19 protein-coding genes and 7 tRNA genes are annotated in these 19,445 nt (G+C 41.0%); 21 read left to right on the plus strand and 5 right to left on the minus strand.

Features of this window, described 5'->3' with window-relative positions; genetic code table 11:
• The first annotated feature begins 161 nt into the window (after window positions 1-161).
• The 8 genes from QL986_RS05190 (at window position 162) to QL986_RS05225 (ending at window position 6,127) form a co-directional block, all read left to right on the plus strand.
• Complete coding sequence (locus tag QL986_RS05190; RefSeq protein ID WP_024602785.1) at window positions 162-599, plus strand: MerR family transcriptional regulator; 438 nt, start codon at window positions 162-164, stop codon at window positions 597-599.
• Entirely contained in the window at window positions 596-2,839 is a 2,244-nt protein-coding gene (locus tag QL986_RS05195) for a heavy metal translocating P-type ATPase (RefSeq protein WP_024602784.1), read from the plus strand. Before QL986_RS05190 ends, QL986_RS05195 begins: the two co-directional genes overlap by 4 nt.
• Before the next feature lie 22 nt (window positions 2,840-2,861).
• Window positions 2,862-3,215: a cupredoxin domain-containing protein gene (locus QL986_RS05200; protein ID WP_024602783.1), complete on the plus strand. Its 354-nt coding sequence runs from the start codon at window positions 2,862-2,864 to the stop codon at window positions 3,213-3,215.
• A gap of 69 nt (window positions 3,216-3,284) precedes the next feature.
• Window positions 3,285-3,500, plus strand: coding sequence for a TIGR02450 family Trp-rich protein (locus QL986_RS05205; protein ID WP_008467123.1), 216 nt, complete (start codon window positions 3,285-3,287; stop codon window positions 3,498-3,500).
• Between the two features lie 577 nt (window positions 3,501-4,077).
• On the plus strand, window positions 4,078-4,290 hold the full coding sequence (locus QL986_RS05210) for a calmodulin (RefSeq protein ID WP_008467122.1): 213 nt from the start codon (window positions 4,078-4,080) through the stop codon (window positions 4,288-4,290).
• Between the two features lie 160 nt (window positions 4,291-4,450).
• Window positions 4,451-4,663: a calmodulin gene (locus QL986_RS05215; RefSeq protein WP_008467121.1), complete on the plus strand. Its 213-nt coding sequence runs from the start codon at window positions 4,451-4,453 to the stop codon at window positions 4,661-4,663.
• Between the two features lie 69 nt (window positions 4,664-4,732).
• A complete protein-coding gene (locus QL986_RS05220; protein WP_013464551.1) occupies window positions 4,733-4,948 on the plus strand; it encodes a calmodulin in 216 nt (71 codons plus the stop codon).
• A 231-nt stretch (window positions 4,949-5,179) separates the two neighbouring features.
• Complete coding sequence (locus tag QL986_RS05225) at window positions 5,180-6,127, plus strand: EAL-associated domain-containing protein (RefSeq protein ID WP_290191288.1); 948 nt, start codon at window positions 5,180-5,182, stop codon at window positions 6,125-6,127.
• 231 nt (window positions 6,128-6,358) lie between these two features.
• On the opposite strand, the gene QL986_RS05230 is transcribed toward QL986_RS05225, so the two are convergent.
• Entirely contained in the window at window positions 6,359-7,972 is a 1,614-nt protein-coding gene (locus QL986_RS05230; RefSeq protein WP_290191289.1) for a M28 family metallopeptidase, read from the minus strand.
• A gap of 162 nt (window positions 7,973-8,134) precedes the next feature.
• Here QL986_RS05230 and QL986_RS05235 point away from each other — a divergent pair, with 162 nt between their 5' ends.
• Window positions 8,135-9,505 carry a Gfo/Idh/MocA family oxidoreductase gene (locus QL986_RS05235; RefSeq protein WP_024602781.1) on the plus strand — a complete coding sequence of 457 codons (1,371 nt, stop codon included), beginning with the start codon at window positions 8,135-8,137 and terminating at the stop codon, window positions 9,503-9,505.
• A 68-nt stretch (window positions 9,506-9,573) separates the two neighbouring features.
• On the opposite strand, the gene QL986_RS05240 is transcribed toward QL986_RS05235, so the two are convergent.
• The gene (locus tag QL986_RS05240; protein ID WP_024602780.1) at window positions 9,574-11,151 is read right to left on the minus strand and encodes a LysM peptidoglycan-binding domain-containing protein; all 1,578 of its coding nucleotides are present in this window, start codon (window positions 11,149-11,151) and stop codon (window positions 9,574-9,576) included.
• 186 nt (window positions 11,152-11,337) lie between these two features.
• Window positions 11,338-12,111 carry a hydroxyacylglutathione hydrolase gene (gene gloB / locus QL986_RS05245; RefSeq protein ID WP_024602779.1) on the minus strand — a complete coding sequence of 258 codons (774 nt, stop codon included), beginning with the start codon at window positions 12,109-12,111 and terminating at the stop codon, window positions 11,338-11,340.
• Window positions 12,112-12,164: 53 nt separating this feature from the next.
• On the opposite strand from gloB, the gene QL986_RS05250 reads away from it, so the two are divergent.
• Window positions 12,165-12,926: a class I SAM-dependent methyltransferase gene (locus QL986_RS05250; protein WP_008465729.1), complete on the plus strand. Its 762-nt coding sequence runs from the start codon at window positions 12,165-12,167 to the stop codon at window positions 12,924-12,926.
• A 14-nt stretch (window positions 12,927-12,940) separates the two neighbouring features.
• On the opposite strand, the gene rnhA is transcribed toward QL986_RS05250, so the two are convergent.
• Window positions 12,941-13,405 (minus strand): ribonuclease HI, encoded by a 465-nt coding sequence (rnhA, locus tag QL986_RS05255; protein ID WP_013464557.1) that lies wholly within the window; start codon window positions 13,403-13,405, stop codon window positions 12,941-12,943.
• 68 nt (window positions 13,406-13,473) lie between these two features.
• On the opposite strand from rnhA, the gene dnaQ reads away from it, so the two are divergent.
• The 11 genes from dnaQ to QL986_RS05310 all read left to right on the plus strand — a co-directional run bounded on the left by dnaQ (window position 13,474) and on the right by QL986_RS05310 (window position 17,357).
• A complete protein-coding gene (dnaQ, locus tag QL986_RS05260; protein WP_024602778.1) occupies window positions 13,474-14,187 on the plus strand; it encodes a DNA polymerase III subunit epsilon in 714 nt (237 codons plus the stop codon).
• Window positions 14,188-14,196: 9 nt separating this feature from the next.
• A complete protein-coding gene (locus tag QL986_RS05265; protein WP_024602777.1) occupies window positions 14,197-15,567 on the plus strand; it encodes a TIGR03503 family protein in 1,371 nt (456 codons plus the stop codon).
• Window positions 15,568-15,665: 98 nt separating this feature from the next.
• A tRNA-Asp gene (locus QL986_RS05270) sits at window positions 15,666-15,742 on the plus strand.
• A gap of 27 nt (window positions 15,743-15,769) precedes the next feature.
• A tRNA-Asp gene (locus tag QL986_RS05275) sits at window positions 15,770-15,846 on the plus strand.
• Window positions 15,847-15,887: 41 nt separating this feature from the next.
• Window positions 15,888-15,964, plus strand: a tRNA-Asp gene (locus tag QL986_RS05280).
• 31 nt (window positions 15,965-15,995) lie between these two features.
• Window positions 15,996-16,072: transfer RNA gene (locus QL986_RS05285), tRNA-Asp, on the plus strand.
• Window positions 16,073-16,110: 38 nt separating this feature from the next.
• Window positions 16,111-16,187: transfer RNA gene (locus QL986_RS05290), tRNA-Asp, on the plus strand.
• A gap of 37 nt (window positions 16,188-16,224) precedes the next feature.
• Window positions 16,225-16,301 (plus strand) — tRNA-Asp (locus QL986_RS05295).
• Window positions 16,302-16,354: 53 nt separating this feature from the next.
• Window positions 16,355-16,431: transfer RNA gene (locus tag QL986_RS05300), tRNA-Asp, on the plus strand.
• A gap of 220 nt (window positions 16,432-16,651) precedes the next feature.
• Window positions 16,652-16,750 (plus strand): helix-turn-helix domain-containing protein, encoded by a 99-nt coding sequence (locus tag QL986_RS05305; protein ID WP_016899469.1) that lies wholly within the window; start codon window positions 16,652-16,654, stop codon window positions 16,748-16,750.
• A gap of 43 nt (window positions 16,751-16,793) precedes the next feature.
• On the plus strand, window positions 16,794-17,357 hold the full coding sequence (locus QL986_RS05310) for a transcriptional regulator (protein ID WP_249362451.1): 564 nt from the start codon (window positions 16,794-16,796) through the stop codon (window positions 17,355-17,357).
• A 63-nt stretch (window positions 17,358-17,420) separates the two neighbouring features.
• On the opposite strand, the gene QL986_RS05315 is transcribed toward QL986_RS05310, so the two are convergent.
• Window positions 17,421-19,364 (minus strand): S9 family peptidase, encoded by a 1,944-nt coding sequence (locus QL986_RS05315; RefSeq protein WP_024602776.1) that lies wholly within the window; start codon window positions 19,362-19,364, stop codon window positions 17,421-17,423.
• Between the last annotated feature and the right edge of the window lie 81 nt (window positions 19,365-19,445).

The raw sequence follows: 19,445 nt of genomic DNA on the forward strand, positions 1-19,445 counted from the left end.
AGTCACTATTTTGTGACTGCTGTATTCTTCCTCTTCTTTAAGCAAACGTAATCACTTATTTAATGTGCCGATAACGCATTCCCTGAGTTTTAAAATAGCGGTTGACCTGTGTGTTACACATAGGTTTATTATATCACTACTAAAACCCGATGGAGTGAGTTATGTATGTTAAACAGCTAGCTGAAATCATGGGAGTGACCCAAGATACAGTGCGGCACTACACGCGTATAAAGTTACTTAACCCCATTCGTAGCCAAAGCAATGGCTATCAAGTGTATACCGCTGCCGATCAACAGCGTTTAAAGTTTATTATTAGTGCACGGCAACTTGGTTTTTCTATTAAAGATATTCAGCAAATAGTTGCTCAGTCGGAGCAAGGGAATTGTCCGTGTCCACTGACACGACAATTAATAACTAAACGGCTCGAAGAAACAGAGCGGCTATTTCAAGAAACACTCAAACTAAGAACGCGTATGCAAGCAGCGGTAAAACAGTGGGAAAACTCAAGCGATGGTGCCGCAAGTGCTGATATATGTAGTTTAATTGAGACCTTTGTAGATCCCCTTAACGAACAAGTGAGTTCCGAGGAAGCAAAATGAGCAACAATAAAGACACAGTGCAAAATTTTATAATTGAAGGTGCCAATTGCGGCAGCTGCGTCGCAAAAATAGAAAAAGCGCTAAAAAGCGTATCAGGTGCGCAGCGTGTTGAAATGAACTTTGCTGATCGCAGTGTGCAAGTTGAAGGCAATGCGCCATCAGCTGAGCTGATTGAAGCAGTCGAAAATATTGGTTACAAGGCTAAGCCAATGAAAAGCGAGTCGGAGCAAGACGCGCTAGATGAAAAAGCCAAAGCCGATAGCGCACACTATAAAAAGCTAATGCGAAATATGGTATTGGCGCTAGGCGTTGGCGCTCCGCTTATGTTGTATGGGCTTATTTTTGATATGAGTGTTACCACCAACGCGCAGCGCATTGGCTGGTTTATTGTTGGTATAGTCACTTTAGTGGTTATGGCCATTGCGGGTAAACAGTTTTACAACGGCGCATGGCAGTCATTTAAAAACCACACCGCCAATATGGATACACTGATTGCGTTGGGCACAGGTACCGCGTGGTTGTATTCTATGATGGTAGTCATTGCGCCAAGCGTGTTACCCGAGGTGGCTAGGCATGTTTATTTTGAAGCCTCAGCGATGATCATCGGTTTAATTAGCCTAGGCCTTGCCTTTGAAGTAAAAGCCCGCGGTCGTACTTCTGAGGCGATAAAACGCTTAATCGGTTTGCAGCCAAAAACCGCTCGGGTAGTGCGTGATAACAAAGAGCAAGATATAGCTATTAGTGAGGTACTAAAAAACGAGACTGTGCGTGTACGCCCCGGTGAAAAAATCCCCGTGGATGGTGAAGTCATTGAAGGTAGCAGCTCAGTGGATGAGTCAATGCTCACGGGTGAGCCTATGCCAGTGAACAAAAGTGAGGGCGATACCGTTGTTGCAGGCAGTATTAATAAAAGTGGCACGTTGCTATTTAAAGCCACCCATATTGGCAGTGAAACCACACTTGCCAGTATTATTAATATGGTTAAACGAGCACAAAATTCTAAACCCTCCATAGGGCGTTTAGCCGATGTAATATCCGGCGTATTTGTTCCTACGGTAATGATTATTGCAGTGCTCGCGGGCCTTGCATGGCTTAATTTTGGCCCCGAGCCGAGCATTGCTTATGCGGTAGTAGCCGTGACCACGGTGCTTATCATTGCCTGTCCGTGTGCGCTGGGTTTAGCAACCCCTATGTCAATTATGGTTGGGATAGGTAAAGCCGCTGAATCGGGAATACTTATTCGTAATGGAGAAGCGCTGCAAACCACCTCTAAAATAACCACCATGATTTTAGATAAGACTGGCACGATCACAGAAGGAAAACCCACCGTTACCGATATCATTAATTTTAATGACAGCGATAAAGTACACGTGCTAAAGCTTGCCGCTAGTCTTGAAAGCGGCTCTGAACATCCTTTAGCGCAAGCTATTGTAAATTATGCTGAAAATGAAGATATCACGATTGAAAAAGTCAGCGATTTTAACGCTGTGACGGGGCAAGGTGTTACAGGCAGATTAAATGGACAAACTTTATTGTTTGGCAATGAAGCGCTTATGAGCCAACACAATATCAGTATTGCAGAGGCAAAAGAGCAAGCTGAGCAATTAGCCAGCGCCGCTAAAACGCCAATGTATTTTGCTATTGATACCCAACTACAAGCCATTATAGCGGTAGCCGATCCGATAAAAGACGATTCAGCAGAGGCCATTAAACGTCTACAAAACAAAGGTATCCATGTTGTTATGCTGACCGGTGATAACCAAGCTACCGCCAGAGCCGTCGCTAACAAAGTCGGTATTAAGGACTTTATTGCCCAAGTAATGCCTGATGACAAAGCCAGTGAAGTAACTAAACGCCAAGCTAAAGGTGAAATAGTCGGTATGACTGGTGATGGTATAAACGATGCGCCGGCAATGGCACAGGCTGATGTTGGGTTTGCTATTGGCACTGGCACCGATGTGGCGATAGAGAGCGCTGATATCACCTTAATGCGTGGTTCATTACAGAGTCTTGGCGATGCCATTGCGATTAGTAGCGCCACTATAGTCAATATTAAGCAAAATTTATTTGGTGCATTTATTTACAATGTGGCAGGTATTCCAATTGCTGCGGGGCTGTTATATCCATTTTTTGGTATATTACTCAACCCGGTTGTTGCAGGTGCTGCTATGGCGTTGTCATCACTAACTGTGGTCACAAACGCCAATCGCCTGCGCTTTTTTAAACCCAGTAAATCGTAATTTTATAAATAGGAGTAGCATTATGTTGATGATCAATATACTCGGCGCGTTGTTAATTGCGGTTATTATTTACTGGTTTTGGCTATACAAACCTAAGCAAGTGCAGAGTAATAATAACAAAATAACGATAGTGGTTAATAACGGCGTTTATTATCCTGCCCATATTAAAGTGGCTGCTGATAAAAAAGTAACGCTGACGTTTAATCGACAAGACAGCGCCCCATGCGCCGAAACGGTGGTGTTTCCTTCACTCGATATCAGTAAAACGCTCGCTATGGGTGAGAATAACACTGTTGAGCTACCAGCACTTAAAGTGGGGGAATATGCTTTTCATTGCCAAATGCAAATGTATAAAGGCACGTTATTAGTGTCTTGAATATCAGATTAATAAAACTAAAAATGGCTCTGATGCGTATGTTCAAGCAGAAAACTTAGAAGGCGTAGTATGAATAAATTAAATCCTAAAAAACTGCTTAATAGTAAATGGACAGCGATCCCAGCAATTAATAAGGAAAAACATTTTATTATTGTTGAGGTTGAGTTTGATGAAGACGGCAACGTCATTGAATGTATCACTGAGGCGGTAATGTCAAAAAACCAATACCCAATCCAGTGGCGCGATTTAAAAGATCAACAAAAATGGCTGCAAGGTTGGAAATAAAGCAGACTTTGTAAAACACATTGCTCATGCTCATAGCCCTTATGAGTATGAGCGACTAGTTTATTGATTTTTAGAGCAACACATAGCTAGCGACTATTCTCTTATACAGCTTTTTTCATCCCAATTCGCCATTTGGCAACAAAACGATAGTTTTTAATTCGCTCTTAAAAAATTTTTATAAAAATAATAGAAATATTATTTTAGTTATTATATTTCAATGCGTTATGCGTATTATTTTATACCGTTAAAGTAAGTATGTCGGATGTGTTCAGAGTCGGTTTATTCTCATAACTGCTCTAAACATGATTTTTCCGGTTTTTTCATTCCCATGTCTCTTTTTATTATAATTTAACTTATTGATTCTAAATGTTTATTTATTTCAGCCTCAGTGGTTGTTGCTAAAAAGCAACAAAATCATGGTTTATTTTTATTAAAATGCTTCAAAATCATTCTAACTTCATGTTTTTAAATAACTTTAAAAACATGGCATCGAAGTTGTACTACCTAAGCTGTATTTAGCAAAAAACGTGATAAAGCATATCGCTTTTATCGCACAACCTAATGAAGGAATTACATTATGAAAACACTTAAATCAACACTGGTATTAATGGCTTTAGCTTCTTCATCAGCGGCTTTTGCAGCAACCGATTTTGACACACTCGATGTGGATGGCAACGGCGCTATTAGCCAAGCTGAAGCATCAGTTGACGCCTCACTTATGAGCCAGTTTACTGAGCTTGATACTGACCAAAACGGTGAGTTATCTAAAGCAGAGTTTTCTAAGGCGTAACCAGCTTTAGTGCTCAATACTACCACTGATTCTGAGTTGCCCAAGACAACCTAAATAGGCAAGGGAGCCTATGACAAAGAATCGCAAGGATATGAGGTTGATAGTTTTGAGCCAATTATTTTTTATTTGACGAACATTGCACACTTTGAAGGATTATATTATGAAAAAGTTACAATCAACACTGGTATTAATGGCGCTTGCTTCTTCATCTGCAGTATTTGCAAGCACAGACTTTGAAACGCTTGATGTAGATGGCAGTGGCACCATCAGCCAAGCAGAGGCATCGGTTGCTGCTGAGCTTATGGAGCAATTTGCAGAGCTAGATGTAGATGGTAATGGTGAACTTTCTAAAGACGAATTTTCAGCGTACTAGTTTCCCTTAAGGATCTTTGAAAAGGACTTCTTACCATTTTAATTAAGGCATTTAGCCTAAGGATTAATTATGAAAACATTTACTAAAACACTCGCTTTAATTGCACTTGCTTCATCTTCAGCGGCTTTTGCTGCGGTTGACTTTGATTCTTTCGATACTGATGGCGACGGCGTTATTAGCCAGTCTGAAGCACAAGCTAACTCACAACTAGCTCAATTATTTGATGATTTAGATGTTGATAGCAACGGTGAGCTTTCAAAAGAAGAGTTCGCAAAAATTCAGTAATTACATTACGGATGAAAGCGTTTATGTAATTTATAAACGAGACATAAAAAGTAGCTAAGTAGTAAATACTCAGCTGCTTTTTTGTGCGTGGCGAGAAATAGTGTGTGCAGTTGTCACTAAAATAGTGCAATGGCATCAATGTATTTAATTTAATCTATTGATTTTTATATTCTTTAATTTTTGGTTTTAAACTTGCTTAGCTGTTGATTAGGGTATTCAAGGAGCCTAACTATGGCGAGAATGAGTTATATAAGTAGTGTTGAGCGCTATAACGAATATGAGCAGATAATACATAGCTTATTAGAATCAATTTTAATGAGTATAGATGACGGCATCGCTAATAATCGTGATATGCGCTATTTAACAAAGCATTATCCTTTTTTAGAATTACAATACTGTTTGGACGAGAAGGGCTCACAACAGGGCAATAACGTTTGTTTTAAACGTGCCTACAATAAAAAATTAGCACAGAGAGGCAATAATCAGGATTTAAGTGAGCGGCCTTATTTTTTAAATGTAAAAGCCTGTAATGCTATTTGTTTTACTGCGCCTTATATTTCTATTGCGACCAACCATTTATGTATATCTGCGATTAAAGAATTAAACAAACCTATCAATAATCAACATTATTTAGTTGTTGATGTAAGTTTAACGCAGCTTATTGAGTTTGTGATGGGTGATACTGCTCGTGCGACTATGTCACCTTATTTTAAAGCAGGTTATGGCATTATTGTGGCGTGCTTATTTAGTTTGGTGCTTTTTTTACTCAACATCGTATTTATCGACATCTATGAATTAATAACTCACTTAAATAGTTCGTCCGATCCCCTAGAACCCTTTAGTATCATTATTTATATCACGTTAGCATTGGCTGTTTTTGATCTTGGCAAAACAATTCTTGAGGAAGAAATCCTCATGCATAAAGATATTTTTAGACACTCATCAACACGACGAACCATTACCCGGTTTATCTCTACCGTGTTAATTGCTATATCAATTGAAGCACTACTCACTATGTTTAAAGCCGCATTAGGGCAATCAGAGTATTTAATGCCAGCTATAGCGATGATGCTTGCAGTGGTGGGACTTTTAATTGCTTTAGCGATATATGTGTATTTAGGGGCAAAAGCTGAAACATTGCTTACACAGGCACGGGTAAAACTAAAATCCTCCGAGTAGGAGGATTTTAAGTAACCTGAACTCTGGTTAAGAGATTTACTAACGTATTGAATCAAAAATGATATTTATGTTTATTTTTCTCTACCAGAGATTTCCAGTGAAAACAAGGCGAAATTACGCGTCAATAGCTAGCCTATTGCAAGTAAATTCAACGCAGTTAGCGCTGAAAATAGCTGCTTGAGATAGATTTATTATCCAGAGTTCAGGTTAAGTAGTAATGTTTAATTGTATTTATTTTTTGTCAGCGGTGCGTTTGGCTTTAAAGTCAGACTCGCTTGTCCATTTTGGCCAATCACCGTTATTCGCCAGTTGTGAGGCTATATCAACAATCAGTTCTACATCTTTTTTTACCCCACCTAATGACCAATCTGCTGAGTAATCGTCAGCTTCTTTATGGTATTTATGAGTGATGTAGTCAGGATCGGTATCACCTAGGCTCATAAACAGTAAGCTTGGCACACCTTGTTTGGCGAGTGAAAAATGATCCGATCTAAAAAATAAGCCATTTTGCGCACGAGGATCCAGTTTAACTTGACGTCCTTGCGCGTTTGCGGCTTTAGCTAAATAGTGTTCCATAGTCGAGAGGTCTTTACCGTACTGTAAAATATAGTCGGTGCTATCGAGTACGTTCATCCCATCAATATTTAGTAGGGCAACCATATTCTTTGTTGGGATCACGTCACCAGAGGCAAACTGCGCTGAACCAATTAAACCGGTTTCTTCGGCGGTGAAGTTGGCAAAAATAATCGAGCGTTTAAACGGTGTTTGCTGATGCATTTTTTGCATTATTCGAGCAATCTCAAGGGTGGCCGCGGTGCCTGATGCGTTATCAACGGCGCCATTATAAATTTTAGGACCGCTGTCGGTTTGTTTAGTGCCAAAGTGATCCCAATGGGCACTAATAACGATGTATTCATCTGGGCTTTCACTGCCTGTGATTTTTGCGACCACATTATGTGATTTTGCATGTGACACTTCGTTTTTAAATGCAAGGGTTGCTTTTAAATTCAACGCTTTAGCTTGAAATTGCTCACTAAGTGCTTGTTGTTTTAATTGTTGGTAATTTAAGTGTGCTGATGCAAATATTTGCTCGGTGGCATCGAGTGTTAGCCAGCCCATAACGGGCAATTCAGATGCATTGAGGTTGTTATCCATTAGACTGTATTTAGTGCCTGTATTTGAGCTTTCAACTACCCCCCAAGGGTATGCGGCAGGAGCTGTTTCGTGAACAATAAATACCGCTTTAGCGCCTTGGCGCGCGGCTTCTTCATATTTATAAGTCCAACGACCATAATAAGTCATGGCATTACCAGTAAATAACGTATCGTCTTGAGTGGCAAAGCCCGGATCGTTTACCAGCACAATAACGGTTTTACCAGTTACATCAATATTGGCGTAGTCGTTCCAGTTATATTCAGGGGCATTTATACCATAACCGACAAAGACCACATCAGAATTGCGAACATCAATAACAGGCTGTAATTGTTTAGTACGAGCAGTAAAGTCTTTACCCGCTTTAAAGCTTAAATCACCCATGGTCAATTGCATGTTTTGATCTGCGGTGATCATAGCCATTTTAACCGGATGTAAAAAATCACCGTTATAGGCACCAGTTAACCCTATGGCTTTGTATTGTTCACTCAAATAGCCAACGGTTTTTACTTCACCCAATGTTAATGGACCGCGACCTTCAAAGTCATCAGAGGCAAGGGTTTTAATATGCTGTTTTATATTATTTAAACTAACGCCCGGACTGTTTTCGAGCGAGGAAGTGTGGGTTGCAGACTCTGAGCAACCCGTTAGTACAATAACTAAAAAAAATGTGATGGTTTTTATATAAGACATAATAAGTTAGGAAATAATATTTTTTTCGACTATAACCCCAAACAATAACACAATGCGAATTTTTATCCCTTTTAAACCTATTTTTATGCAGCTTACCTCTTTGGCCCTTTACCCATTAACCGCCATTAGGTAAGTTAAAAATAATAACAAAAGGGATAAGTAATGAAGCAATTTAATCGTCGGGATTTTTTAAAGGCAGCCAGTGTAGCTGCCGCTGCTGGTGTGGTTAGTGGCTGTGCATCTAGTGGCAGTGTTCATACTAGCGCGCCTATGCAACAAGGGCGCTCCGTTATCGGTTTGGTCGCACCTAAAATGGATGTGGTGAGAGTAGGGTTTATTGGTGTGGGTCAGCGCGGGTTTGGCCATGTAAAGCGTATGAGCCATATTGAAGGCACTCAAATAGTGGCTATTTGCGATACTCATACAGAGGTTTTAGAACGTGCCGCTAATTATTTAGTTGATACGGGAGTGGCAAAGCCTGCATTGTATAGTGGCAGTGAGCGCGCTTATCAACAAATGCTCGAACGACAAGATATTGATATTGTGATTATTTCAACACCATGGGCATGGCATGCGCCAATGGCTATCGATACCATGAACAGCGCAAAACATGCTTTTGTTGAAGTGCCTCTGGCACTGACTGTTGATGAAATGTGGCAAATTGTCGATACCGCAGAGCGTACGCAAAAAAACTGCATGATGATGGAAAATGTTAACTACGGCCGCGACGAGTTAATGGTATTAAACATGGTACGCCAAGGTGTATTTGGGGAGCTGTTACATGGCGAAGCGGCGTATATTCATGAACTGCGCTGGCAAATGAAAGAGCTTGAGCACAAAACAGGCTCATGGCGAACGCAGTGGCATGCAAGACGTGACGGTAATTTATATCCTACGCATGGATTAGGGCCGGTATCGCAATACATGAATATAAATCGTGGCGATCGGTTCGATTTTTTAACCTCAATGAGCTCACCTTCACTTGGCCGAAGCGCCTATGCGCAACGTGAGTTTGCTGCCGAACACCCCCGTAACCAGCTCAATTATATTGCCGGTGACATGAACACGACGCTGATTAAAACTCTCAAAGGGCGCAGTATTATGGTGCAGCACGATACGACAACCCCTCGGCCGTACTCACGACATAACTTAATACAAGGCACGAATGGCGTGTTTGCAGGTTTCCCTAATCGTATTGCCCTTGAAACTGGTGGCTCAAAAAGTTTTCATGAGTGGGATTATGATATGAGCGCATGGTATGAGCAGTACGACCATCCCTTGTGGACAAAAATGGGTGAAGAGGCGCAGCGCAATGGTGGTCACGGTGGCATGGACTTTTTAATGTTTTGGCGGATGATTTACTGCTTAAGAAATGGTGAACCGCTAGATCAAGACGTTTATGATGGGGCGGCATGGTCGGTTATTTCGCCGTTATCAGCCCAGTCTGTGAGTGAGCGTAGCCGCTCAATAGATATTCCCGATTTTACTCGCGGGGCATGGCAAACCGCACAGCCTTTGGGCATTGTAAGCTAAGGTTTTTAGCAGGCACAAAAAAAGAGCGCATGCGCTCTTTTTTATTTAACAGTTTATTACAATAAGGATCAGCTACTTCTTACATCTACTTTTAATTTAAGCTTTTGGCCTGGCTGTAAGTATTTTTGCCCAGCCAAGTCATTCCATTTAATTATATCGCTCACGGTTAAATTAAACTTAGAGGCTATACGCGCTAATGAATCACCCCGACGCACTTTATAAGTAATAGTGCGATTGGTGTTATTCGCTGACTCTTTAGGCTGATTTGCTGATTTATAAACAACCAATTTTTGATTTAAACGCAGTACTGCATTTTTCTTCAACTTATTCCACTTAGCTAATTCACCCATAGTGACATCGTATTCGCGGCTTATGTCCCACAATGTGTCGCCACTTTTTACCGTGTGTGAGAGCTTAGTACGCAAACTTTTATTAGCGGCCGCGCGTACTTGCTGAGGTAAATGTTCACTGTTAATTTTACCATCTGTTAGCGGCACTAAAATTTGTTGGCCAACACGAATTACGTTTGAATTAAGCTTATTTAATGACTTTATTGCATTGGTGCTAGTGGTAAATTTACTGGCAATTACCGACAGGCTATCACCTTTTTTAACTTTGTATTGTTGCCAGCGAAGACGATTTTTAATGTCAGTTGCAGCCAATTTTTCTGTAAATTGCTCTACTTTATCCGTGGGTATTAATAAAAAGTGTGGGCCATCAGGGTCTGTTGCCCAGCGGTTAAATCCAGGGTTTAGTCTGTATAGCTCGGTAAGGGTCATGTCAGCCATATCGGCTGCCAGCGCTAAATCAATCTGTGACTCAATATTGACCACTTCAACCACTTGCGCGTTAATGATAGGCTTCCATGACACATTAAAATCATCAGCGCGCTTTAATAAATCGGCTAATGCTAATAATTTAGGCACGTAGGCAGTGGTTTCACGAGGTAAATCAAGTGACCAAAAATCGGTAGGTAAATGCTTTTTACGATTCTTTTTAATCGCACGCAGTAAGCGGCCTTCACCTGAGTTATAAGCTGCAATTGCGTTCAGCCAGTCACCCTCAAGGGTTTTGTGTAAGTATGAGAGATAATCAAGCGCTGCGCGAGTTGATTGCACAATGTCGCGACGGCCGTCATACCACCAGTTTTGTTTTAAATCAAAACGCTCGCCGGTTGCTGGCATAAATTGCCAAATACCCGATGCGGTGCGATGCGAGTAGCCATAAGGGTCAAAAGCACTTTCTACTATAGGTAAAAGTGCAATTTCGATTGGCATTTCACGCTTTTCAATTTCTTCAACAATAAAGTGTAAATACGGCTCAGCACGTTTAGAAATACGATCTAGGTAAGCCTGATGGCGCGCATAATAGTTACGTTCAGCGACTACTGGGCGATTTTGGGGAATATCGATAGATAATTGGTAACGAATACGCTCCCAAACATCGTCAAACACAGGGGCTTCCTCTTCGATATCGTTCACTTGTTGATATTGCGCGTTCATCATCAGCGCCGTGCTAATATCGTTTGGGCTTGCGCCTTCAAGCTGCTCTAGTGCCTGATTTTGTGAATCTGTGTTTAACGTTGTCAGAGTTTGACAACCGCTTAGCGTCATCGCTAAGACCAATAAAAGAGGAGATTTATTCATAAATACCAATACATAGGGTAAAAAACTCGGCGAATACTACCCATAATGAGTCAACATTGCCACTTATGACCGTTAAAAGTTCCAAACAAATATGATTAGAAAATGTTAACTTGTTGTTTATTAACTAATCGTTTTTTATTGTTGTTGCTAGCGCATGTTTAACCTTGAAAGGTCAACAGGCCCAAATTAAAAATGATCTTTGAACTTTCTCAGACTAGCAAAGTTTTCCCAAGGTTCATTGTTTTTTGTAACTAAACAATATTCTTTTGGTATTAATTCTATAATGTTTGGCAAATTGCTACGCATAAAAGGGTTAATTTTTAGCTCTTGGCCTATGGTACTTGGCAACGTTATTTCATCTTTATTACGCAATTCATCCACTTGCTGGCTGTAAGCTAGTAACTCGGGGTTTCGTGGCTCAACCGCTTTTGCAAACGCCAAATTCGTCTGGGTGTATTCATGAGTGCAATACACTTTGCAATCACTTGGTAGTGCACTAAGTTTATTAAATGAATGCCACATTTGTTCTGGAGTGCCTTCAAATAAGCGCCCACAACCACCGCTAAATAATGTGTCGCCAGTAAAGGCAAGTGCATCATTAACATAACAAATATGATCGAGTGTGTGGCCAGGCGTGGTGATAATATTAAATGAGGTGCCTAAAACGGTAATCGTTTGGTCTTCATTTAAAGGCTCTGTTATTCCTTTAAATGGACTGTTACTGGGACCGTAAACCTCAATGTTTGGATACTGTTTTACTAATTGGGCAACGCCATCAGTGTGATCATAATGATGATGCGTTATTAAAATACCGCCTAGGGTTAAATTATACTGTGCTAAATGCTCAGTGACCGGCGCAGATTGGCCAGGGTCAACCACCCACGCTTGATTATTATGCTCGGTGGTTAAGCACCAAATGTAGTTATCAGAAAAGGCTTTAATTGCTTTGACTTGCACCATGTATCGTTGCTCTATAAAGTGGTATTTAATTAATATTATAACGAGCTTATATAATGAAACCAGCCCTTAGTTTTCAAGAAGGCCCCAAACCGTTGTCATGGCAACAGTTTCCGCATGGTGATTATTTACGTTGTGATATAGAACGCAAATTGTCGCCGTGGTTACCACGTATGTTTGGCTATCATATGCTTAAATTGGGTAATTTAAGTGGCGAGTTAGATACCAGCAAAAGTTCCATTAAGCATCAAGTATGCGTTGCAGAGCCAGGCCCTTATACCGGAGTGGTGGCTGACATAGACGAACTGCCTTTTTATGAGCACAGTATAGATGCGTGCATTATGAGCCATTGTTTAGAGTATCACTCAGATCCGCATCATATATTACGTGAGGCTCATCGTACGCTTATTCCCGGCGGTTATATTGCCATTACCGGTTTTAATCCTTTTAGCTTTTGTGGGTTAGCGCAATTACTGCCATTTAGTGGTCAAAAATTACCGTGGACAGGGCGCTTTTTTACCCCTGCACGGGTAAAAGACTGGCTTAATTTGCTTGGGTTTGAAATTGTGGCCGATGAGCGCTTTATTTATTCATCGTTGGCACGCGGTAACCGGTTGTCGCGGTTTGCGTTTTGGCGCAGCTTTACCAAGCAATATTTAAAACCTATGGGCAGTGTATATTTGCTGGTGGCACGAAAGCGTGTTGCGCCACTTACGCCAATAAAACCTAAGTGGCATGCACGGCCACAATTTGCGCCAATAAAAGGGGTAGGGCTTAGGCAGACCTCAAAGCAACATTATCAGCAAAATAAAAAATAGTGCGATATTGAGGGTTACGGTTGGTAACCTTCATCATCAATTAAGTTGTTGCCGCTGGCCGCATCACGTGCAAGGTCGTCAACAATTTCATTATATTTATGGCCACTGTGACCTTTTACCCATTTCCAGGTAACGTCGTGCTCGGCGCAGGCTTTATCGAGACGTTTCCATAAGTCGACATTTTTAACCGGCTTTTTAGCAGAGGTTTGCCAACCGCGTTTTTTCCAATTGGTGATCCACGACTCAATGCCTTGTTTTACGTATTGGCTATCGGTAGTCAGGGTAACAGGGCATGAACGATTAAGTGATTCTAGCGCAACAATGGCAGCTAGCATTTCCATGCGGTTGTTTGTTGTGAGTTTGTAACCTTGGCTTAATTTTTTTTCATGGGCTTCATAAATCATAAAAATACCATAACCACCGGGGCCTGGATTACCTAAACACGAACCATCGGTGTAAATCTCTACGGTTTTTTGCACTGTTTTACCTTGATATTATGTACAATAAAGTGATTATAGAAAGATACCAGAGTCAGGCTTAATTCGATATGGCACGCAGACAAATAGTTTTAGATACAGAAACCACCGGCATCGACCCTAAACAAGGGCATCGTATTATTGAGATAGGCTGTGTGGAGCTAATGAATCGTCGGTTAACCGGCAATAATTTTCACGTTTACATAAATCCACAACGCAGCATTGAAGAAGAAGCAATCGACGTTCACGGTATTACCAACGAATTTTTACGTGACAAACCGCTTTTTAGAGACATTGCCCAAGAGTTTTTTGACTATATTAAAGACGCAGAACTCGTTATTCATAACGCGCCGTTCGATATTGGTCATATGGATAATGAATTTGCGTTATTAAATCAAGGTTATCAAAACACCCATGATTTTTGTGGCGTGCTTGATACCCTTAAAATGGCGCGTGACTTGCATCCAGGACAAAAGAACAACCTAGATGCGCTTTGCCGTCGCTACGATGTTGATAACACTAAGCGGACGTTACACGGCGCCTTACTGGATTCTGAGATTTTAGCCGATGTTTACCTGGCAATGACCGGGGGACAAGTAAAGCTAAATCTTAATCAAAATAAAGATGACTCAAGTGAAGATCAAAAGGGCGGCATTAGGCGCTTAAACAGCGATAGAGCCCCATTGGTTGTTGTAGCAGCAAACGAAGCAGAGCAAAGCGCACATCAATCACGTTTAGACATTGTACAAAAGGAGGGCGGCCATTGTTTATGGCGCGCTGAATAAGGCACTATTATGAAAACGCTATTAGTAGTTTCACTGTTTTTAATCGCTGCGTGCTTCATTCCCGATGCACACAGCGTTAAACAAGTTGAAGAGTTAAAAGGCAGCGGAAAACAAAATGAAATACCGTTACTGGATAACCGTTTTCGTATAGATGACAAAATTGATGAAATAAAATTAATATTTTTTAGACGTCCTGGCTCGCCTGCCGTTATTTTAGTTAGACCCGATGGCACTAAATACTTTGCAACCAATGCGGTAAGAAACACCAGCCTAGATTGGTACGACGAATTAAATTACGACCTAGTGGTTATTCGCAACCCTATGCCTGGGCCATGGCAAGTTATTGGCCAAATAATGCCACAGAGCCGTATTGTTGTAATTGGTGAGCTATCACTTAAGGTTGATCCACTCCCTAAGATTCTTTTTCAGGGTGAAACTGTAAAGGTAACCGGTGAGATTTTAAATGATGGCGAGCCCATTCGCGCTAATCTTTTCAAAGATGCGGTATCGCTCAATGTGAGTTTTGTGAGTACCAATAATGAAAATTTTGAAAATTTTGGAGCGGGCATACAGCAAGTTACTGAATTTAAAGACGATGGCTACGGATTTGATGAAAGTGCAAAAGACGGTGTGTTTACGGGTGAGTTTACCTTAAATTTCACTCCAGGCGAGTGGCGGCCAGAACTTTATATTACCACCGATGTCCTTGAGCGACGAGTTGTTCAAGACACTATAGTTGTGCATGAGCCGCCTTTTAGTTTTACCTCAGTTGAAGCAACCGATGAGGGGGACGATCACCGTATTACTATAAATATTGATGAAAAGTTATTAAAGCCTGAAACCGTGATCATGCAAGGGAAAATTTATTATCCCAATAATGAAGAGCAAGTATTTTACTTAGACACTAATAACACCGCAGTAAGAGAACTGGCTTTACAAGATTACGGATGGGGACGTTACAACATTGAAATTTCTGTGTTTGGCTCAACAGTAAATGACAGAGAGTTTATGGCTACGTTGCCAACCTATTTATTTGAAATAGAAAGACCGATAGAAGTTATTCCTGAAATTCCAAAAGCGAGCCTCATTAAGGAAGAAAATATTCCAGAGCCTGTTATAAAACCAAAAGTAATGGCCACGGGATTAATGGTTAGTTTAATTATTGGTGGGAATTTGGCCATATTATTTATTGGTTGGTTATGTATTCGTGTTTTTGTGCAGAATAAACCGATAAAACTTAAATTGAATTTTGCTTTTTTAAAGAAAAAGAAAGCAACCGAGGCAAAAAAATCAGATCAGCAAAAAACAACTGATGCAGAAAATGGCTCAAAAAATGACAAAACAGGTGAAATTTTAAACCTTTCGATGTCAGATGACTAAAAAACCTGTAAAAAAACAAAAAAGCCCTTGACGAAGTAGGGGCTGGTTCGTATTATTCACGCCGCTGTCAGGGGAGACTCAGACAGCAACGAAAATGCGGAGTGGTAGTTCAGTTGGTTAGAATACCGGCCTGTCACGCCGGGGGTCGCGGGTTCGAGTCCCGTCCACTCCGCCAATTTTCGACAATTTGTAAGTAAAAGCTGGAGTGGTAGTTCAGTTGGTTAGAATACCGGCCTGTCACGCCGGGGGTCGCGGGTTCGAGTCCCGTCCACTCCGCCAACACTTACACAACATATGGTTGTAAAACATATTCTTATTATGGAGTGGTAGTTCAGTTGGTTAGAATACCGGCCTGTCACGCCGGGGGTCGCGGGTTCGAGTCCCGTCCACTCCGCCAATAAGAAAAAATAACAGTTTAAATACGCGCTGGAGTGGTAGTTCAGTTGGTTAGAATACCGGCCTGTCACGCCGGGGGTCGCGGGTTCGAGTCCCGTCCACTCCGCCAACTATTTAAACACTGTTATATTACAAAATTTGTATGCTGGAGTGGTAGTTCAGTTGGTTAGAATACCGGCCTGTCACGCCGGGGGTCGCGGGTTCGAGTCCCGTCCACTCCGCCAACAAATTAAGTAATGACAAGTAAAAAGATATCTCTGCGGAGTGGTAGTTCAGTTGGTTAGAATACCGGCCTGTCACGCCGGGGGTCGCGGGTTCGAGTCCCGTCCACTCCGCCATTTGATATCGTAACAAAATTAGTAAGTGCATTACCCCATGCACATACCACTGCGGAGTGGTAGTTCAGTTGGTTAGAATACCGGCCTGTCACGCCGGGGGTCGCGGGTTCGAGTCCCGTCCACTCCGCCACTTGTTATTTCCTCAATAACAAGCAATAAATAATTTACTTATTAATAAATCCAAACATCATTTTTATCAGCTATCAGCTATCAGCTATCAGCTATCAGCTATCAGCTCGACTCTTATATACTAACCTGCTAATATTCTTGTCTATTCTTCAATATTCAGCTTCTTATCTCTGCATGAATTACCAAGAATCTAATCTCACTTTAAAAAAGGAAGCATTAAGATGAGTACATTAGGTCAGCAATTAAAGCAGCTAAGAAATAATAAAAAATTGAGCCAACCTGAATTTGCCCAGCAAGTAGGTATATATATCAAAACTTGAAAACGATAAATCAATTCCCTCGAATGAAATATTTAGAGCTTTATTGATAGCATTAGACCTTTCAATTGATGAGTTTATGAAGCCCCTTACCTACAGCCATGACAAAACAAGACTCATGCAAATACCCGATTTAGAGCTGTGGTTTAAAAGTAAAGCAGTAAAGAGCTCAGTCGCACAGCGTAAAATTATATACCTCGCTATGTTTCTGATTTCTTTTGGCTGTGCATTATTTTATGCAGGACATAAAAATTATCTGTTCAATGAACGCTTTTACGAATATAAATCACTGGGTGTGATCAAAAATGATGAACCTCTAAATATATATACTCATTGGAGCAATTATATTATTGATTCAAACCGAGAGAAAAGAGAGGAAAAAACTCGTGAAATGCTGGCCAGAAGGGTACCCAGTTTTAAGTTAATGAATGAATACATCGGTGAATCATTTGTTGAAGAAGTCGAGGGAGGTAAACGACTTTATAACGTAGATGAACTCTCGCGAACAATACCACATGCAGGCAATAGTTGGTTTGAGTTTTTAGGTATTTTGGCTGCTGTATTTGGTTTGGCGTTCGCTTTACTGGAACCCAGATTAACCAAGCAATAAAAAAGTAATAAAAAGCCTGCGTACATGAAAACGCAGCAGGCTTTAATATAAATTGGCTTGCAATTATCCTTGTGGGCCAAATAACTCTTTTAAGTAAGTATCTAAAAAGTTGAGGTAGGCGTTTGAGGCGCTGATACGGTTTTCTTTTTTGCTAAAACCGTGTCCTTCATCATCAAATAATACATATTCTACTGGCACACCATTAGCTTTAACCGCAGCAACCAACTCATCGCTTTCAACTTGTAATACGCGTGGATCATTAGCACCTTGTATTACCATTAAAGGCTTAGTGATGTTATCGGCATGAAACAGCGGTGAAATAGCACGGTGACGTTCACCATCGGTGGCAGGATCGCCCATTTCATCGTAAAGCGCCTTTTTAAAGCTTTCCCACCATGGTGGAATTGAGTTCAGTGTGCGTACCCAGTTAGTCACACCAAAAATATTGATACCTACTTTGAACTCTTCCGGTTTAAAGGCAAGCGCGGCTGCGGTCATAAAACCGCCGTAGCTACCACCCATGATGCCGATTTTATCTGCATCGACCCAATCTAGGCTTTGTAAGTGTTTTTTACCGTAGATAATATCTTGTAGATCATCGGTGCCATGTTTTTTATCGTCTAAATGGAAAAATGTTTTACCATAGCCTGAGCTACCGCGGTTATTGACGGCAAAAATAGCATAGCCATGATTAACTAAATGTTGCTGCATTGCGCTATAACCAGTTCGGCTTTGCCCACCTGGGCCGCCATGCACCCAAATAAGTGCAGGTACTTTATTGGTGCTGCTGGCTTGTTTTGGTTTGTATAATACGCCCGGTATTTCTAAACCATCAAAACTTTTAAAGTGCACAATGGTGCTCTCTACTAAGTCGTTTTGATCTATATCTTCACTTAATGTGTTGGTAAGTTGCTTGGCTTCATTACTGCCAACTTGCCAAACAAATAAGTTGCTTGGTGAGGTATCTGAATTTAAATAAAACGCCATGGTTTTCTCATCGCTTGAGAAATTCACACCACGTAGATTTCCCGCAGGTAATTTAGGCATGGCAATTTCATCCCCTGTTTGCGTGTCTTTTACTGTGACCTTTGTGCTGGCATCAGCATTTACACCGCTTACTTGGTATCGCCCAGATTTAGAAAAATCAATAAAGCTAACGTCCCAATCACCTTTTAATGCTGGACTGTGCTTGCCTGTGGCGAGCTCATATTGCCACACCTCTGAAAACTCTCCTTTAGCGTCTGTTGAGTAGTATAAATATTTGCTGTCTATAGAGAAGGTCTCAGGCGTATATTGTGCTGGTGTATCGTGTTTTGAAATTAATTGCGGCTTGAGGGTTTTCTTATAGGTATCAAGAATAAACGTATCGCTGTCTTTATTGGTATTATTTTTAGACAGCGCAATGTAGCGTCCATCGGGGCTAATTGCGCCCACATCTAGTCCTTGTGTGTTTTGATAAACGGGCGTGACTTTATAGGTTTTGCTATCTACGCGATACAAGTCCATAAACTTGGCATCGCGTTGATTACTGGTAATAAAAAACTGACTGCCATCTTTAGTAAAGCCTGCAAAACTCGCGCGGGTTTCTTCCCCTGGGGTTAAATCTTTGATTGAACCATCAACTTCACGCACATAAACATGGTAGCGCTCATTACCGCCTGAGTCCTTGGTAAATAGTACACGCTCATCATTTGGGAAATAGCGAATAGGGTAGGTGCTGTCTTCAAAATTGGTTAGGCGCGTTTTGCTACCTGTTTTTACGTCAACTTCATACAAGCTGTAAATACCGCTTTCATCGCTACTAACTAGAACTTTATCGCCAGTCGGGGAAAAGCTACTGCCCATGATAGATGTTGTATCAAAAAAGGTTTTAGCGTTATAGGTTTTTACTTGTCGTGTTTGCTCAGTTGCCACAGGGGTAGAGGCTGAATTATTAGATTGACTGCAACCTGTTAATGCAATTGATACTGCACAGGTAATACAGGCAAATTTGAGGGCTTTTTTCATAGATACATTCCTTGGATTATAATTATGGACTTTTAGTGTTAACCGAAGGTTTTTTAAACGCAAGTAATTAGCCTATTCGAA

The organism is Pseudoalteromonas sp. APC 3250, assembly GCF_030407915.1.
Lineage (GTDB): Bacteria > Pseudomonadota > Gammaproteobacteria > Enterobacterales > Alteromonadaceae > Pseudoalteromonas > Pseudoalteromonas tetraodonis.

Excerpts from the sequence above, each read along its gene's own strand:
- QL986_RS05190 (WP_024602785.1), top strand. The coding sequence starts at position 162 with ATGTATGTTAAACAGCTAGCTGAAATCATGGGAGTGACCCAAGATACA.
- QL986_RS05195 (WP_024602784.1), top strand. The coding sequence starts at position 596 with ATGAGCAACAATAAAGACACAGTGCAAAATTTTATAATTGAAGGTGCC.
- QL986_RS05200 (WP_024602783.1), top strand. The coding sequence starts at position 2,862 with ATGTTGATGATCAATATACTCGGCGCGTTGTTAATTGCGGTTATTATT.
- QL986_RS05205 (WP_008467123.1), top strand. The coding sequence starts at position 3,285 with ATGAATAAATTAAATCCTAAAAAACTGCTTAATAGTAAATGGACAGCG.
- QL986_RS05210 (WP_008467122.1), top strand. The coding sequence starts at position 4,078 with ATGAAAACACTTAAATCAACACTGGTATTAATGGCTTTAGCTTCTTCA.
- QL986_RS05215 (WP_008467121.1), top strand. The coding sequence starts at position 4,451 with ATGAAAAAGTTACAATCAACACTGGTATTAATGGCGCTTGCTTCTTCA.
- QL986_RS05220 (WP_013464551.1), top strand. The coding sequence starts at position 4,733 with ATGAAAACATTTACTAAAACACTCGCTTTAATTGCACTTGCTTCATCT.
- QL986_RS05225 (WP_290191288.1), top strand. The coding sequence starts at position 5,180 with ATGGCGAGAATGAGTTATATAAGTAGTGTTGAGCGCTATAACGAATAT.
- QL986_RS05230 (WP_290191289.1), bottom strand. The coding sequence starts at position 7,972 with ATGTCTTATATAAAAACCATCACATTTTTTTTAGTTATTGTACTAACG.
- QL986_RS05235 (WP_024602781.1), top strand. The coding sequence starts at position 8,135 with ATGAAGCAATTTAATCGTCGGGATTTTTTAAAGGCAGCCAGTGTAGCT.
- QL986_RS05240 (WP_024602780.1), bottom strand. The coding sequence starts at position 11,151 with ATGAATAAATCTCCTCTTTTATTGGTCTTAGCGATGACGCTAAGCGGT.
- gloB (WP_024602779.1), bottom strand. The coding sequence starts at position 12,111 with ATGGTGCAAGTCAAAGCAATTAAAGCCTTTTCTGATAACTACATTTGG.
- QL986_RS05250 (WP_008465729.1), top strand. The coding sequence starts at position 12,165 with ATGAAACCAGCCCTTAGTTTTCAAGAAGGCCCCAAACCGTTGTCATGG.
- dnaQ (WP_024602778.1), top strand. The coding sequence starts at position 13,474 with ATGGCACGCAGACAAATAGTTTTAGATACAGAAACCACCGGCATCGAC.
- QL986_RS05265 (WP_024602777.1), top strand. The coding sequence starts at position 14,197 with ATGAAAACGCTATTAGTAGTTTCACTGTTTTTAATCGCTGCGTGCTTC.
- QL986_RS05305 (WP_016899469.1), top strand. The coding sequence starts at position 16,652 with ATGAGTACATTAGGTCAGCAATTAAAGCAGCTAAGAAATAATAAAAAA.
- QL986_RS05315 (WP_024602776.1), bottom strand. The coding sequence starts at position 19,364 with ATGAAAAAAGCCCTCAAATTTGCCTGTATTACCTGTGCAGTATCAATT.